Here is a 14727-nt window from a genome sequence, read left to right as displayed (position 1 = left end):
CCTCCTGTATATTCGTTCTAATATTAGTCTTTCGGAAGCATGTGCTTGATGCGGCGGTAGTCTCCAGCAGATACCAGAGCATCTTTACGCAATTTACGCTTTTGCTTAGTAGATTTGTTAGCGAACAAGTGGCTTGTGTACGCGTGGGAGCGTTTCACCTTACCTGTTCCAGTCTTTTTAAAGCGTTTCTGAGAACCTTTATGGGTTTTCATTTTTGGCATGTGAATTTCCTCCTTTTACTTGATACACTTACTTACTTCTCGTTGAGAGGAGCAAGCATTAAGAACATACTACGACCTTCCATTTTAGGCTTGGTCTCAACTTGGGCAATATCTTTGCACTCTTCTGCTACACGCTCGAGTACATTTTGTCCAAGCTCTTTGTGAGTGATCGCACGGCCGCGGAAACGGACAGATGCTTTCACCTTATCCCCTTTAGACAAGAACTTGCGAGCATTACGGAGCTTCGTGTTGAAGTCATGCTCTTCAATGTTCGGGCTGAGGCGGATTTCCTTCACTTTAATGACCGTTTGTTTTTTACGAGCTTCTTTTTCTTTCTTCTGCTGCTCAAAACGGTATTTTCCGTAGTCCATTACACGGCAAACTGGAGGCTTAGCATTTGGTGCTACCATAACAAGATCCAGATTTGCATTCGCTGCAATATCCAGGGCTTCATTACGTGATTTAATCCCCAATTGCTCCCCATTTACATCGATTAAACGAACTTCACGGGCACGGATTTTTTCATTAACGTTCATATTATCCTTGCTAATATCGAGCCACCTCCGTCATATTTTAGAAAACTATTTGACGATCTGTCATCGACAAGCTTTTGAAGTCATAAAAAAAGTGTCGGTACATAGAAATGCACCCACACGTATCCTAAAGTTCAAAAGGATTCATGACCTGCCAACTGCATAGTGCGTCGATCAGGTGAGAAGCGGGTGCTTCTACTTGTCTCTAGATCCGTTCATTCAGTTACCTAATAAATACTAGCATGCCTTTGGATACTTGTCAATAACCTTTACTCATATCCATGACTACTTGTAAAAGGATAAAGGAATTCAAACCGAAAATCAAGAGGATTTTACTGGGACTCCCAACACCTTTGCCTCTCCTGATCATTTAAAAAGTCCATCAAAATGTAAAAAGACTGCCGAAAAAGTTTCGACAGCCTTTAGAAACCAAGGAAACGACCTTGTTTACACCATTATTTTCTCATTAACTTCTGGTCGATTTCATTTCGGATTTCCTCAATGAACTTTTCAACCGATTTCGTTTCTGAATCCTGCTCCCCATAACGGCGGACATTGACAGCATGGTCTTCAATTTCTTTATCACCAACGACAAGCTGAAATGGAACTTTCTGCATCTGAGCTTCACGGATCTTATAACCTATCTTCTCATTTCTCTCGTCCAGTTCTACACGGACTCCAGCAAACCGAAGTTCATCTTCCAATTTCTTGGCGTAATCAAGGTGAGCATCTGCAGAAACAGGAATGATTTTCGCCTGGACCGGAGCTAACCACGTCGGGAAAGCACCTTTGTATTCTTCGATCAAGAATGCAACGAAACGCTCCATTGTAGAAACCACTCCACGGTGGATGACTACTGGTCTGTGATCATTACCATCTTCACCTACATAAGTCAAGTCGAATCGTTCTGGTAAGTGGAAGTCCAATTGTACAGTGGATAATGTTTCTTCTTTTCCTAGTGCTGTTTTCACTTGAACATCCAGTTTCGGACCGTAGAAAGCGGCTTCTCCTTCAGCTTCTACGTATTCCAAATTCATTTCTTCCATTGTTTCTTTCAGCATAGCCTGCGCCTTATTCCACATTTCATCATTATCCACGTACTTTTCTTTATCCTCAGGATCTCTATAGGAAAGACGGAAATGATAATCATTAAGGCCGAAATCTTTATAAACCTCATGCACCAGGTTAACGACACGCTTGAACTCATCCTTCAGTTGATCCGGGCGTGCAAAGATATGGGCATCATTCAGTGTCATGGCCCTTACACGTTGAAGTCCGGCAAGCGCCCCGGACATTTCGTGACGGTGCATCGTTCCAAGCTCGGCAATACGAACCGGCAGATTCCGATAACTGTGCAGCTGATTCTTATAAACCATCATATGGTGCGGACAGTTCATAGGGCGTAGGACAAGGTCTTCGTTGTCCATTTCCATTGTAGGGAACATGTCATCCTTATAGTGGTCCCAGTGCCCACTTGTTTTGTATAAATCTACGCTTCCGAGTACTGGAGTATAAACGTGATCATACCCTAAACGTTCTTCTGTATCCACGATATACCGCTCGATTGTGCGACGGATTGTAGCACCTTTAGGCAGCCATAGCGGGAGTCCCTGCCCTACTTTTTGATTGACAGTAAAAATCTCTAGTTCTTTACCCAGTTTACGGTGATCTCTTTCCTTGGCTTCTTCAAGAAGATGAAGGTATTCTTCCAGGTCCGCTTTTTTCTCGAAAGCTGTACCATAAATACGCTGAAGCATTTTATTATCACTGTCACCGCGCCAGTATGCTCCTGAAATACTCAACAGTTTAAAGACTTTGATTTTACTTGTCTGTGGAACGTGGACACCGCGGCAAAGGTCGAAGAATTCACCTTGTTGATAAATAGTGACTTGCTCCCCTTCTGGAATATCCTCAATCAATTCAAGCTTAAGATCGTCCCCGATTTCATGATACTTTTCTTTAGCTTCTTCGCGGGAAAGTTCTATACGCTCCACTTCAAGGTTTTCATCTACGATCTTTTGCATCTCTTTTTCGATTTTAGGCAAGTCTTCAGGAGTTAAAGACTCCTCCATATCGATATCATAGTAGAACCCATTTTCAATGACAGGTCCCACTCCGAGTTTCACATTCCCATACAAGCGTTTGATCGCTTGAGCCATCAGGTGGGCTGAAGAATGTCGTAACACTTCTATTCCTTCAGGGTTTTTATATGTGAGAATTTCAATTTCCCCATCATTTTCAATTGGCCGCCTTAAATCATAAGGCTCTCCATCCAATTTGATGGCCAAGGCTTGCTTTTTCAACCCTGGGGAAATCGATTTTGCAATATCTTCACCGGTTACGCCCTGTTCAAATTCTTTCACATTGCCATCAGGGAATTTGATTTGGATTGCATTTGCCATGTTTAACACTCCTTCTCTTAAAATAAATAAAAACGCCCGTCCCTCAGCATAGATGCTAAGGGACGAGCGTTATCACTCGTGGTTCCACCCAAATTTCCCGCAAAAGTTTTGCGGCTTCATTCATCCATAACGCGGATCAGACGCTACTTAATACTAGATGACGTTCATAAGTAGAGCTCCAAGGTGGTAAACAGCTAAGTCGTTCATGAAGGAGCTTTCAGCCGATGACTCCTCTCTCTAAACATGCGCCTCTTAGTGTTCTTGTCCTCTTCAATGCCATTAATAGTAATATGTAGGTATTATATCCGTTTATGAAATTGAAATCAAGATAATTTGAAAGGAAATTCTTCACTGGACTTCCATATCGCTTTTTCTTCAAATATATTGACCAGCAATTGTAGTTGAGGATGATTAGGATTATCAGAATAAATGATCAGCTGATCAGGAGCATGGACTAGTGCTGGAGTGACAGACCATTGCAGTTGTAAATTTTCAATGGAAGTGTCTGGATATTGATTCATATAGACCATCGTTTCGGATTTTCTGATTTTATTTCCTTCATCATGGTAATATTCCAATCCGCCATGATCTAATAAGTGCAGAATACTAACGCCCGTGTCTCTGTAGTGAATTCTGCTTCTCCAAGAATCCACAAGCATCTGATAAGCCTCTTCCTGCTTATAGTCATCGATTAAATAGCCTGTGTACTCAATAAGGACCGGGTGGATTTTCTCCAAACAAGCCACACAAAAATCATCGTAATCAATAAAAGTAGAGCTGCCAAGCGTATACTTGACCACCTTCTCCAACTCTTTGTGCAATGAAGGCAGATTCAACCCTGCTGGCGGTTTAGCTTCGAATTCATGAGCTATTTCTAAAACCCTTTGGATCTCGTGTTGATCTTCATAATAATATCGGTGTCTGAGGACACCTTCAATCCATCCAGGAAGTTTTCTTATGCGTATGCTCGATAATAATGCGTTTCTTATTTCAAATGTAGAAGGCAGGGATTCAGCATTTACTGATAATTGAACTTCAAATTCTTTCTCATACTCTTTCAACAACCAAAGCTTTTCTTCAGTGACGATCAGTTTATAAACGAGCTCAGCTTCTATGCGATTTGAAAATCGAATACAAATCACAAGCACTCCCCCTCATCCCGACTTTCCTCACCTTATTTATCAAAAGATTCTTGTGCGATTTACAAGAATCTATATATGCTTACCAGTCATGGGTAGTCCAAAAAGTAAGGTTATCTTTTCCATCTTATATTTATGAGTGGATAGGGGGAAACATGCTCTACATTAAAAATTTTATCTTCTTCGGTTCTGCCCATTCACTTCAACCGGCTGACTCAATTGGCGTATTCTTTCAGTGATCCGCTCAGCCTTGACTTGCTCTACATTTCCTCGATTACTGGTCATCAAGACTTTTTCCAACTCATCAAGGCTGTAATTTGAAGTGAAGAACACCGGAAGCCTTTCCATCATGCGGTAATGGAGAATCGAACCGAGAATTTCATCTCTGAACCAGGCAGACTGTGATTCCGCTCCAATATCATCCAACATGAGTACAGGGGTTTCTTTGAAAGCTTCCACTTTTTCATTCATAGAATCATCTTTGATGGATGATTTGATTTCTCTGACAAGCTCAGGCATGTAAATGATCATGGAAGGAATGTTTTTAGAGCTTAACGCATTCGCGATCGCTCCGAGGAAATATGTCTTCCCGACACCAAAAGGACCATGGAAGAACAACCCTTTACTTGGAAGCTCATCATCTAAACTTTCAATATACTGAAGCGTCTTCATGACTGCCTCTCCCCGGTCCTGATCTTCATAATCAAGACGTTCTATCGTGGCTTCCAGTATTTCTCTAGGCATATGAAGGCTTTTGACCAGAGACCTTTGGTTCTTTTGATGCTCCAATTTTTTTTGACGACGACATTTGTCGTAAGCAAGCTTAATTTCTTCCCCCTCCACTTCAAGACGGGGAGTATATCCAGGCAGAATATTGATGCACTCTTCTCTGGAAGGACATTTTTCACAATTCTTTGATTGAGTTTGATATTCATAAAGCTTGATCAATTGTTTCTCAACAGCTTTTTCTGTAATAGAAGGGTGATCAGCCATTAAGTTTTGAATCTCTTTGGACTTTAAAACTTCTTGCTTCATTCGTGTCATACGTTCTTGAAATTGTTTATTATTTCGCATCCATTTTTGTAATGATTTTTGGATCGGCTCCATGTTTTCACACCGCCTTATTATGAATTCCCTTTATCTGTTAAGCGTTTGATTCGTTCTGCAATTTCATCAGTATTCACTTTTTCCCCTGATTGCTTCTCTTTATTCGCAGGAGTCTTACGATTCTTATACCAAGATGGAATGACTTCGTCCTGTTTTCCTCTACGCTGTGATTTCTGCCTGCCCCACTGTTGGTACTTTTGGTGCTCTGCTTTAGCTAGGTTCATGGCCTGTCTCACAGTCGTCACATTCTTCCTCGTCCAATGACTTGCGATTTTTTCGAGGTAAGGTTTAGACAACTTCATATCTGTTTTCAATAGTACATAGTGTACCAGAACATTCATGACACCTGGCTGCAACCCTTGTTCTGTCATGACATCACGGATCATCTTTAAATCTTGACTTGATGCACGGTTTCCACCCGATAAATCCTCAAGCAGTTCTTTAGGGGATATCTGCTCAAGCATGGATACAAATTGATCCTCTTTCGTTTGTGGAGAAGAACTTGAATCATCATTCACTTTTTCTCGTTGATTCAAGGATTTATGGTTATTGCTTGAAGGTTTTTCCTGCATAAAGTCATGACAAGCAGCTTTCAATTCATGTTCAATCAGATGATGATTTTCATCAATCGCCCATGTTACAGCCTTTTCCAACTCTAATGTCGTCAAGTTATAAAGAGAAGCAAGCTGTGATATCAAGTGTTTATTTTGACCTGTCAATATTTTTTCGCTCGGATACATTTTCTGCTTCAAGGCTTGGTTGAGCCATTCGAAATCCACTCTGCCACTTTGAATGACAGGTCCCCGACTTTTTAAAGGCTCTGGATTCCGCTTCTCATCTTTATTATTGAATGATGAAGAATGATTTAAAGCCGTATGGAATACCTGATCAAAAGAAGCAGTCACCTCTTCATACGTTTTGTCTTCAGCCCGACCGACAATTAACCGATCTTTAAGTAAGTGGTATTTGTCTTCTCCTAATTCATGATGCAGCAGCAAAGCCAGCATGCTGTCCATGAAAAATTCTTCAGGCGAGAAAGGTGGAAAAACCTTGTACAAGTACTCTACAGGTTGATCCTCTTCTTTGTAACAATACGTTCTAAGCAAACCTATAGCTTCAAGCTTTTGTCTTGCTTCATATATTTTGTCCAGTGGTACAGATAAAAAGGACATCAAGGTGTGGTGTGTTTTTACCTGCCCCTCTTCATTGATCTCATATTCTGATACAAGCAATTGATACAGTGAAATTGCCAACTGCCCCACCACAGGCTGATATAAATGTGAGAGAGAGAGATGAGCATTACGAGTAAGATCTCCCATTTTATCTATCCGAAAACCGTCCACAGGAAGGAGTTTACCTATAGATTGGTTCATATCGTCCATCTCCTTGCCTTGTAATGAAAATTTTGTAAAAGCACCCTACATTTGTAGTGTTAAAAGAAATGATGAGAGGCTGGCAATGGGGAGGAAGCATGTGTATGGGTAAGACCTCTACGATCGTAAAACAAATGAACTCAGCCTCACACTTCCATTGCCACTCCCAAACATTGATATATCACAATGAATAACACTACTCCTGACATAACCGAAGAAAAAAGAAAATGAGCCAAGTCAGGCTCATTCGTCTTCATCGTGTTTAATTAATTCTTTCAGTTCATCTATAAAGACGTTGATATCTTTGAACTGACGATAGACTGAAGCGAATCTGACATAAGCCACTTCATCTATGGAAGAAAGACGTTCCATCACCATTTCTCCTATGTCTTTACTTAAAACTTCAGAAACACCGCGATTTCTCAATTCTTTCTCAATATCCAATGTGAGACCCTCTAAGTCTTCAACAGCCACCGGCCTTTTTTCGCACGCACGAATTAAGCCACGCATCAACTTTTCCCTACTGAACTCTTCTCTCGTGCCTTCTTTTTTTACAACGATCAAAGGAACTTCTTCTATTCTTTCAAAAGTAGTAAAACGGAAGCCACATTGTTCACATTCTCTTCTGCGCCTGATTGCCTGCCCTTCTTCTATAGGACGGGAATCCAGCACTTTTGTGCTTTTATAGTGGCAGTTTGGGCATTTCAAAATCAATCAACTCCGCATCGTGACATTTCATTTACAATTAAGATGGATCTATTCTTGAGAATTCACTATCCAGTTTCCTGTAAAATTGGATGATTAGATTTCGGCTGAACCCAAAATCTACCGGGCCTCCTGAGTCGGTGGTGACTGAAAAATCGACGGCTGTACGGTAAGGTCTGACCATGATTACGGTAGCCACAATAAATGCTCGGCGCTTCCCTTTATATTTTACAGTGATTTCCCCTCGTTCTTTAGAAGTGGCAGCCACTTCAGAAGGGGACGGAAACAGTTCTTCAACCGCTCTGAAAAGGTCATCATGTTTAGCTTTATAATAGTGTGTAACAAGCTGTTCATCTTTATGGTGTTCATTTGTTTCAGAATGATTACTAAAATAACGAGAAATAAAACCCTTCACTTCATTAACCCCTTCAATACATTCGACATATAACTTCCTTTATTTTAACATGAGTAAACAAAATAAGAAAAGATATATTACAAGGATGAGGTCTCAGCAAAGGTTTAAGCAGCAGGTTCATTTTTTTACATGTGAATTCAAAGGGTGCGGACAACTTAAAAGGAAGACCCACCCATGGACAACTAAGATTCACTTCGCTAAAGCACAGCCAAAACAAAAAAGCCACATAGTTCACCTATGTGGCTGACTGTTCTATACAATTAAAGAGCACGGGACTTCGGCACTTCGACAGGGCCCATTCCTCTTGGAACTTCTACGGTCTCATTACGGCCGGCCTCCAGAGCTCCAACGATGTATTCTGCAGCAACGTTCGGATCGATGCGATCCCCGCAGGTATATACATCGATACTTGCATAACCGTGCTCAGGAAAGCTGTGAATAGTCAAGTGTGATTCAGATATGATCACAACACCGCTCACCCCGTGAGGAGCGAATTTGTGGAAAGCTACCTCTCTTACTTCCGCACCAGCTTTCAAAGCAGCATCAACAAAAACCTGTTCTATAAACGACATATCATTCAATTTCGATTCATTACAATCCCAAAGTTCAGCAATAACGTGTCTTCCCATTGTATCCATAATTAGGATCCCCCTTTTGTACATTAACTTCTTTGCCTTCCAAATTACAGTCATGTACTACCACGGGGGAAAGTTAGTCCTGAGAGGTCCTAACCCTTTGAGCAGACATGAAAACTATTCAAATTCAGAAGTTCAAGAAGAAGTATATACGGTTTATCCCCATTTTGCAAGGTTAATTTTACACCCAATCAATTTAGGGATTCCTTGCACTTGATTCCTATTATAGGATACATATGGGTAACATTTCCACCTATGAAACTCGCGCAGTCTTTTCTTGCTTCATCAAATCTCCGACATACTTTGCCAAGTCCACGACACGGCAGGAATATCCCCATTCATTATCGTACCAGGCTAGTATTTTGACTTTACGGTCTTCAATTACCTGTGTCGATAATCCATCAATAATCGCTGAGGAAGGGGAGGTTGTATAATCAATAGATACCAACGGTTCATCGTTATATTCAAGAATTCCCTTCATGCCTTTTTTGGATACATCAGAGAATAATTGATTGACCTCATCAGCCGTGACATCTCTCTTTAAATCTACTACTAAATCTACAAGGGACACATTAGGGGTCGGAACCCTGAGTGCCATGCCATTCAGTTTTCCTTTCATACTCGGAATGACTTCACCGAGGGCGCGCGCAGCACCGGTGGAAGTCGGAATGATGGATTGGGTACACCCTCTTGCCCGACGCAGATCTTTATGAGGGTTATCCAAGTTCTTTTGATCATTTGTGAACGCGTGTACAGTCGTCATCAATCCGTTTTCAATACCAAATTCGTCTTCTAAAACTTTGACGACAGGCGCAAGACAATTCGTCGTACAAGAAGCGTTTGAGATCACATCGTGCTGCTTAGGAGCATAAGTTTCTTCATTTACACCCATAACAATAGTTGCATCCACTTGTTTACCCGGGGCTGTAATGATCACTTTCTTTGCTCCCGCCTCAATGTGTGAGGATGCCTCTTCTTTAGTACGGAATTTCCCTGTAGCTTCAATTACGATATCTATACCCAATTCTTCCCATGGCAGTTCAGAAGGGTTTCGAGTTGCACACAGTTCGACTTTATGACCATTAACTTCCAGGTGATTGCCAACCGCTTCAATCTGCCCGTCAAACCGACCATGAACACTATCATATTTCAACATATGAGCAATGGTCTCAGCTGGATAACAAGCATTTACCGCTACTAATTCTAAGGATTCATCTACTGCTGCCTTTCTAAAAACCATTCTACCTATTCTACCAAGACCATTAATGGCAATCTTTGTTTTCCCCATGATCCATCCCCCTATATGTGATATACTTTTAAACCGTTTTTTCAAAAACAGTATAACATATTGTAAGCGCTTTTTCAGTGGCTTTGTAATATTTCATAAAAAAAACACGATTGGGTTGAGAAACCCTATCGTGTTAATATACGATGTTCCACTTTGCAAGTATGCTCTTTAATTGTTCAAAACTTTCATCGACCGTTCCATTATTATCAATGACCGCATCAGCCATCTCCGCTTTTTCATTCAATGACATTTGAGAGTTTATCCTTTGTTCTGCGTCCTCCCGGCTCGATTGGTCCCTCTCCATCAACCGTTTCAACTGCGTCTCCTCATCTACATAGACAACCAGAGTCCGGTCAACGTAAGAGGTGAGATTGCTTTCAAATAGCAGCGGAATATCCAAAACGACTGCAGGATACTGCTGTGTTTTATAAAAATCACGTCTGTGAACCATTTCTTTCCTTACTTCTGGATGGACGATTTCATTCAGCGCTTTCCGCTTTTCTTCGTCTCCGAAAATGATTTTCCCTAACTTTTTTCGGTTGATCGCTCCATCGTCATGCAAAACTTCTTCACCGAAGAGCCGGACGATTTTTTCGTAGGCGGGTTGTTCAGGTTCTACGACTTCTCTTGAAAGTTGATCGGCATCGATGACGGGGATATTTAAGTTGCGGAACATATTCGAAACAGTGCTTTTTCCACTGGCGATACTTCCTGTCAAACCTACGACGACAGTCATTTTACACATCCTTTATGTTAACTTGATCAATCCTATGATGATTAGTAAGACTCCAGGCAATATGGAAATACTCTCCGCCCTGTGACTTAACTTATTACCACTTTTCATACCGAAGAACAACATTGTAAAGGTAGCTATCGTTATCATCGCTGCAGTGGTCCAGGGGGCTACGCCAATCAGAGCACCACTGATACCAGCTCCGATCGTGTCTAAAGATAAAGCTGTCCCTAACAGCCATACTTCTTTGCCTCGAATCCCCCCTGATCGATCCACATCTGCGGCAACTGGATCACTCAAAACACGAGCCGGCTGAAGCCAGGGTTCTTCTACTGCTTGAGAGCTATCCACTTTTCGGAAGTGCTGCCACAAAAAGTAGCTCCCGATACAGATTAAGGCTACCGCCCCACATCTCTCTGCATATTCTGGAGAAACGAAAGGCAGTAATAGATGGCCTATATAAGAAGAAGTCAGAAAGCCTGTGCCGGACAATAACGCAATAAAAAGGATCCCATGGACAGCTAATCGGATCTGTTTAATTCCAAGCACACATCCAATTCCGAAACTATCAATACTGACAGCCATGACGAATAAAAAAGTAAATGTGACAATTCCCATACCATCCACCTTTGCTTAATCAGCTGTGGAATAGTATATGGGCAAAAACTTTTGGTGTTACTTCGTTTGACAAGTAGGACAAACGTGAGTCCCCCGACCACTGACTTTTATTTTTATAATTGAAGTACTGCAGGTTGAACAAGGCGAATCCTGCTTTCCATAAACGCGCAGCTGCTGTTGGAACATTCCGATTTCCCCTTGGCTGTTAAGATAAGAACGGATTGTTGTTCCTCCTTGTTCTACAGCCTCCATAATTACCTCTATACTGGACTCTCTTAATAGGGCCGCTTCTTCTTTCGTCAGACTCTTCCCTGTTCGTTCAGGATGGACTTTTGCCCGGTGTAAAGCTTCATCCACATAGATATTTCCTAATCCTGCCACCACCGATTGATCTAAAAGGACAGACTTCATATTCCGGGTTGTCCGCTGCAGCTTTTCATAAAAGTAATCGATCGTAAATTCTGGGTCGAATGGATCTGGGCCGAGTTGGTTCAATGGCTTTTCCGCCCATTCTTCTCCTTTTTTGAAAACATGCATCGTTCCAAATTTCCGAACGTCATTGTATCGGAGTTCACTCCCATCCTTGAAATGGAAAATGACGTGCGTATGCCTCTCCTTTTCAATAGAGCTGTCATACACCCCGAATTTCCCTTCCATCCTCAAATGAGAGACCATAACGACATCATCCATATGGAAAATCATAAACTTACCTTTTCGGTCAATATCTCGAATCGTCTGTCCTTGTAAGAGGTTGGTAAAGGCTGCAGGGTCTTTCGGTTTTTTAATAATGTTCCCCCAATGAATGGAAACATCTTCAATCGTTTTGTTTACTACTAAATTCAGTAATGTTTTTCTGACCGTTTCTACTTCTGGTAGTTCCGGCATGGTGTCATTCCCCTCACTTACTTCGCATCATACCATGTAGGTCCGTATGAATAATCCACTTTCAATGGAACATTCAGAGAAACGGTTTCCTCCATGACCGATGCTACAATATCTTTTAATTTTTCTACTTCCTCTTCTGGTGCTTCGAGAATCAATTCATCGTGCACCTGTAAGAGCATAGTCGCCTGCAGATTTTCTTCCTTCAATCGATGGTCGAGGTCGATCATGGCTTTTTTTATGATATCTGCTGCACTTCCTTGAATCGGCGTGTTCATGGCTGTACGCTCAGCGAAACCACGCTTATTGAAGTTACGACTGTTAATATCAGGCAAATAACGACGGCGGTTCATAAAGGTTGTGACATACCCCGTTCGTTTAGCTTCTTGAACGGTCTCATCCATATACTCTTTGACTCCTGGATAACTTTCGAAGTATTTCTCAATGAATGCTTTCGCTTCTTTCCGGGTGATTCCAAGGCTTTGAGAAAGACCATAATCGCTGATGCCATAAACGATACCGAAGTTTACGGCTTTTGCCTGTCTTCTCATTTCACTTGTCACTTCTTCTTTAGTAACGCCAAAAACCTCACTCGCTGTCTGAGTATGAATATCCTGACCTTCTTTAAAAGCCGTTACCAATTTTTCATCATTGGCAATATGGGCAAGTACTCTCAATTCGATTTGTGAATAGTCACTCGCGAAAATCACCCAATTCTCTTTTGAAGAAATGAACGCCTGTCTGATTTTCCTTCCTTCTTCTAATCGAATTGGGATATTTTGCAGGTTAGGATCCGTAGAACTTAAACGCCCTGTCTGCGTTAATGCCTGATTGAATCGAGTATGAATTTTGCCCGTATCTTCGTGGACTACCTTCAGCAGACCTTCAATATACGTGGATTTCAACTTCCCTAATTGGCGGTACAACAAAATCTTCGGAATGATTTCATGTTCATTTTCGAGTTGTTCCAACACATCGGCTGAAGTGGAGTAGCCAGTCTTTGTTTTCTTGATTACCGGAAGTTCCAGCTTTTCAAATAAGATCGGCCCCAACTGCTTAGGAGAATTCATGTTGAACGACTCACCCGCAAGGTCAAAGATTTCCTGTTCAACGACATTCAACCTTCCTTCGAGTTCTTCACCCATTTGTTTCAAGCGATCCACGTCCACCTGCACACCTTCGTGCTCCATTTCCCCGAGAATCAAAGCCAAAGGCATCTCCAACTCATTGTAGAGTTCATCTTGTTCGTTTTGTTTCAATTGATCTTCCACACTATTTTTCAATTCATGAATCATAGAAGCTTTACGGCTGATATGTTCATAAAATACTTTGTCATCGTCCGGACGCTTCATTTTTGCGCCTTTCCCATACACTTCTTCATCGTATTTCACCGCCGTATGCCCCATCCGGTGACTGATCGATGGAATATCGTGGTGATTTTCTGATGGGTTAATCAAGTAAGAAGCGAGCAGCAAGTCGAACGTTATTCCTTTGATGTTTATGCCATGCTTCTTCAATGACACAAGCGTCCTCTTTGCATCGAATACCCATTTTTCCTGTTGAGCATCTTCCGCCCATTCATGAAATGCCTTGGATTCTTTCGCTTGATCAATAGATAAGACATACTTCTTCTCATCGTTAATGATCGAGATTCCTTCGACAGGAGAATGATGGTAATTATCATGAAGCATTTCTACTACCACGGCTTCTTTTCCTGTGAACATATCAGTAGTGACGTTCTCTACGAGCTCAACTTCGATTTCAGGAAACTCTTCTTCAGACTGCTCATCTGCTACGCCACCTTCCTGAATGCGGGAAAGGAGTGATTGAAAGCCTAGTTCTTTAAAGAATTTGCTCACCTGGGGAGTCTGATACCCTGCATAAGCCAAGTCTTCCAGCTTGATTTCTATAGGTGCCTCTCTCTCGATCGTCACCAGCTGTTTACTCATAAATGCATCATCTTTGTGCGTTTCCAGCTTTTCCTTCAGCTTTTTTCCGCTGACTTCATCCAGGTTTTCATATACATTCTCCAACCGATCAAATTGGCTGAGCAGCTTCACTGCTGTTTTCTCACCGACACCCGGGACACCTGGAATATTATCCGAGCTATCTCCCATCAAAGCTTTCAAATCGATGATTTGATCTGGTCGTACACCCATTTTTTCTTTTAAGAAATCAGGATCATATGTATCTACATTCGTAATCCCTTTTTTCGTCAAAGATACTTTGATCTGATCATTCACGAGTTGGAGAAGGTCTTTGTCCCCTGAAATCACTTTGACGTCCAACCCTTTCTCGCCCGCCTGGGTAGCTAACGTTCCGATGATGTCATCAGCTTCATACTGTTCCAATTGATAGTATTTCACATCAAAAGCATCCAAAAGTTCTTTGAGAACAGGAAATTGCTCAGACAACTCAGAAGGAGTTTTCTGTCGTCCGCCTTTGTATTCAGCATACGTTTTATGTCTGAAAGTCGTTTTACCTGCATCAAAAGCCACCAGCAGATGATCCGGTTTGTCCTCCTCTAATATTTTCAGAAGCATCGTTGTAAAACCATACACTGCGTTCGTATAAACGCCTTTATCATTGTTCAATAGCGGCAGTGCAAAAAATGCCCGATACGCTATACTATTTCCATCTATCAATACCACTTTCTCAGCCATGCGCTCACTCCTC

General features: G+C 41.6%; 14 protein-coding genes and 2 other annotated features. All 14 genes read right to left on the bottom strand.

The genetic code is table 11. From position 1 onward, the window contains the following. Window positions 1–23: 23 nt before the first annotated feature. Entirely contained in the window at window positions 24–221 is a 198-nt protein-coding gene (rpmI, locus tag LCL89_RS00510; RefSeq protein WP_008635267.1) for a 50S ribosomal protein L35, read from the bottom strand. A gap of 32 nt (window positions 222–253) precedes the next feature. Then, window positions 254–757 carry a translation initiation factor IF-3 gene (gene infC, locus LCL89_RS00505; protein ID WP_197316673.1) on the bottom strand — a complete coding sequence of 168 codons (504 nt, stop codon included), beginning with the start codon at window positions 755–757 and terminating at the stop codon, window positions 254–256. 79 nt (window positions 758–836) lie between these two features. Further along, window positions 837–961, bottom strand: a sequence feature (ribosomal protein L20 leader region). Between the two features lie 248 nt (window positions 962–1209). Beyond that, a complete protein-coding gene (gene thrS / locus LCL89_RS00500; RefSeq protein ID WP_224807128.1) occupies window positions 1210–3156 on the bottom strand; it encodes a threonine--tRNA ligase in 1947 nt (648 codons plus the stop codon). A gap of 55 nt (window positions 3157–3211) precedes the next feature. After that, window positions 3212–3439 (bottom strand) — a binding site (T-box leader). A gap of 40 nt (window positions 3440–3479) precedes the next feature. Beyond that, window positions 3480–4298: a putative sporulation protein YtxC gene (ytxC, locus tag LCL89_RS00495; protein ID WP_224807126.1), complete on the bottom strand. Its 819-nt coding sequence runs from the start codon at window positions 4296–4298 to the stop codon at window positions 3480–3482. A gap of 171 nt (window positions 4299–4469) precedes the next feature. Then, window positions 4470–5402 (bottom strand): primosomal protein DnaI, encoded by a 933-nt coding sequence (gene dnaI / locus LCL89_RS00490; RefSeq protein WP_197316676.1) that lies wholly within the window; start codon window positions 5400–5402, stop codon window positions 4470–4472. A gap of 17 nt (window positions 5403–5419) precedes the next feature. Then, window positions 5420–6775 carry a replication initiation and membrane attachment family protein gene (locus LCL89_RS00485; protein WP_224807123.1) on the bottom strand — a complete coding sequence of 452 codons (1356 nt, stop codon included), beginning with the start codon at window positions 6773–6775 and terminating at the stop codon, window positions 5420–5422. 243 nt (window positions 6776–7018) lie between these two features. Continuing rightward, on the bottom strand, window positions 7019–7483 hold the full coding sequence (nrdR, locus tag LCL89_RS00480) for a transcriptional regulator NrdR (RefSeq protein WP_224807121.1): 465 nt from the start codon (window positions 7481–7483) through the stop codon (window positions 7019–7021). Window positions 7484–7520: 37 nt separating this feature from the next. Next, on the bottom strand, window positions 7521–7895 hold the full coding sequence (locus LCL89_RS00475; RefSeq protein ID WP_224807119.1) for a cytosolic protein: 375 nt from the start codon (window positions 7893–7895) through the stop codon (window positions 7521–7523). 260 nt (window positions 7896–8155) lie between these two features. Next, window positions 8156–8533 (bottom strand): adenosylmethionine decarboxylase, encoded by a 378-nt coding sequence (speD, locus tag LCL89_RS00470; protein ID WP_206760641.1) that lies wholly within the window; start codon window positions 8531–8533, stop codon window positions 8156–8158. Between the two features lie 250 nt (window positions 8534–8783). Beyond that, a complete protein-coding gene (locus LCL89_RS00465) occupies window positions 8784–9818 on the bottom strand; it encodes a glyceraldehyde-3-phosphate dehydrogenase (RefSeq protein ID WP_197316680.1) in 1035 nt (344 codons plus the stop codon). 133 nt (window positions 9819–9951) lie between these two features. Beyond that, window positions 9952–10554: a dephospho-CoA kinase gene (gene coaE, locus LCL89_RS00460; RefSeq protein WP_224807117.1), complete on the bottom strand. Its 603-nt coding sequence runs from the start codon at window positions 10552–10554 to the stop codon at window positions 9952–9954. A gap of 12 nt (window positions 10555–10566) precedes the next feature. Then, window positions 10567–11169 (bottom strand): manganese efflux pump, encoded by a 603-nt coding sequence (locus tag LCL89_RS00455; RefSeq protein ID WP_224807115.1) that lies wholly within the window; start codon window positions 11167–11169, stop codon window positions 10567–10569. 57 nt (window positions 11170–11226) lie between these two features. Next, complete coding sequence (gene mutM / locus LCL89_RS00450; RefSeq protein ID WP_224807114.1) at window positions 11227–12054, bottom strand: DNA-formamidopyrimidine glycosylase; 828 nt, start codon at window positions 12052–12054, stop codon at window positions 11227–11229. Between the two features lie 17 nt (window positions 12055–12071). Then, complete coding sequence (gene polA / locus LCL89_RS00445) at window positions 12072–14714, bottom strand: DNA polymerase I (RefSeq protein ID WP_224807113.1); 2643 nt, start codon at window positions 14712–14714, stop codon at window positions 12072–12074. Between the last annotated feature and the right edge of the window lie 13 nt (window positions 14715–14727).

The organism is Halobacillus yeomjeoni (assembly GCF_020171525.1).
GTDB classification, from domain to species: domain Bacteria; phylum Bacillota; class Bacilli; order Bacillales; family Halobacillaceae; genus Halobacillus; species Halobacillus yeomjeoni.
Note: the sequence above shows the minus strand (reverse complement) of the source record. Positions and strands in the feature narration are given on the sequence as shown.

Excerpts from the sequence above, each read along its gene's own strand:
- rpmI (WP_008635267.1), bottom strand. The coding sequence starts at position 221 with ATGCCAAAAATGAAAACCCATAAAGGTTCTCAGAAACGCTTTAAAAAG.
- infC (WP_197316673.1), bottom strand. The coding sequence starts at position 757 with ATGAACGTTAATGAAAAAATCCGTGCCCGTGAAGTTCGTTTAATCGAT.
- thrS (WP_224807128.1), bottom strand. The coding sequence starts at position 3,156 with ATGGCAAATGCAATCCAAATCAAATTCCCTGATGGCAATGTGAAAGAA.
- dnaI (WP_197316676.1), bottom strand. The coding sequence starts at position 5,402 with ATGGAGCCGATCCAAAAATCATTACAAAAATGGATGCGAAATAATAAA.
- LCL89_RS00485 (WP_224807123.1), bottom strand. The coding sequence starts at position 6,775 with ATGAACCAATCTATAGGTAAACTCCTTCCTGTGGACGGTTTTCGGATA.
- speD (WP_206760641.1), bottom strand. The coding sequence starts at position 8,533 with ATGGATACAATGGGAAGACACGTTATTGCTGAACTTTGGGATTGTAAT.
- LCL89_RS00465 (WP_197316680.1), bottom strand. The coding sequence starts at position 9,818 with ATGGGGAAAACAAAGATTGCCATTAATGGTCTTGGTAGAATAGGTAGA.
- coaE (WP_224807117.1), bottom strand. The coding sequence starts at position 10,554 with ATGACTGTCGTCGTAGGTTTGACAGGAAGTATCGCCAGTGGAAAAAGC.
- LCL89_RS00455 (WP_224807115.1), bottom strand. The coding sequence starts at position 11,169 with ATGGGAATTGTCACATTTACTTTTTTATTCGTCATGGCTGTCAGTATT.
- mutM (WP_224807114.1), bottom strand. The coding sequence starts at position 12,054 with ATGCCGGAACTACCAGAAGTAGAAACGGTCAGAAAAACATTACTGAAT.
- polA (WP_224807113.1), bottom strand. The coding sequence starts at position 14,714 with ATGGCTGAGAAAGTGGTATTGATAGATGGAAATAGTATAGCGTATCGG.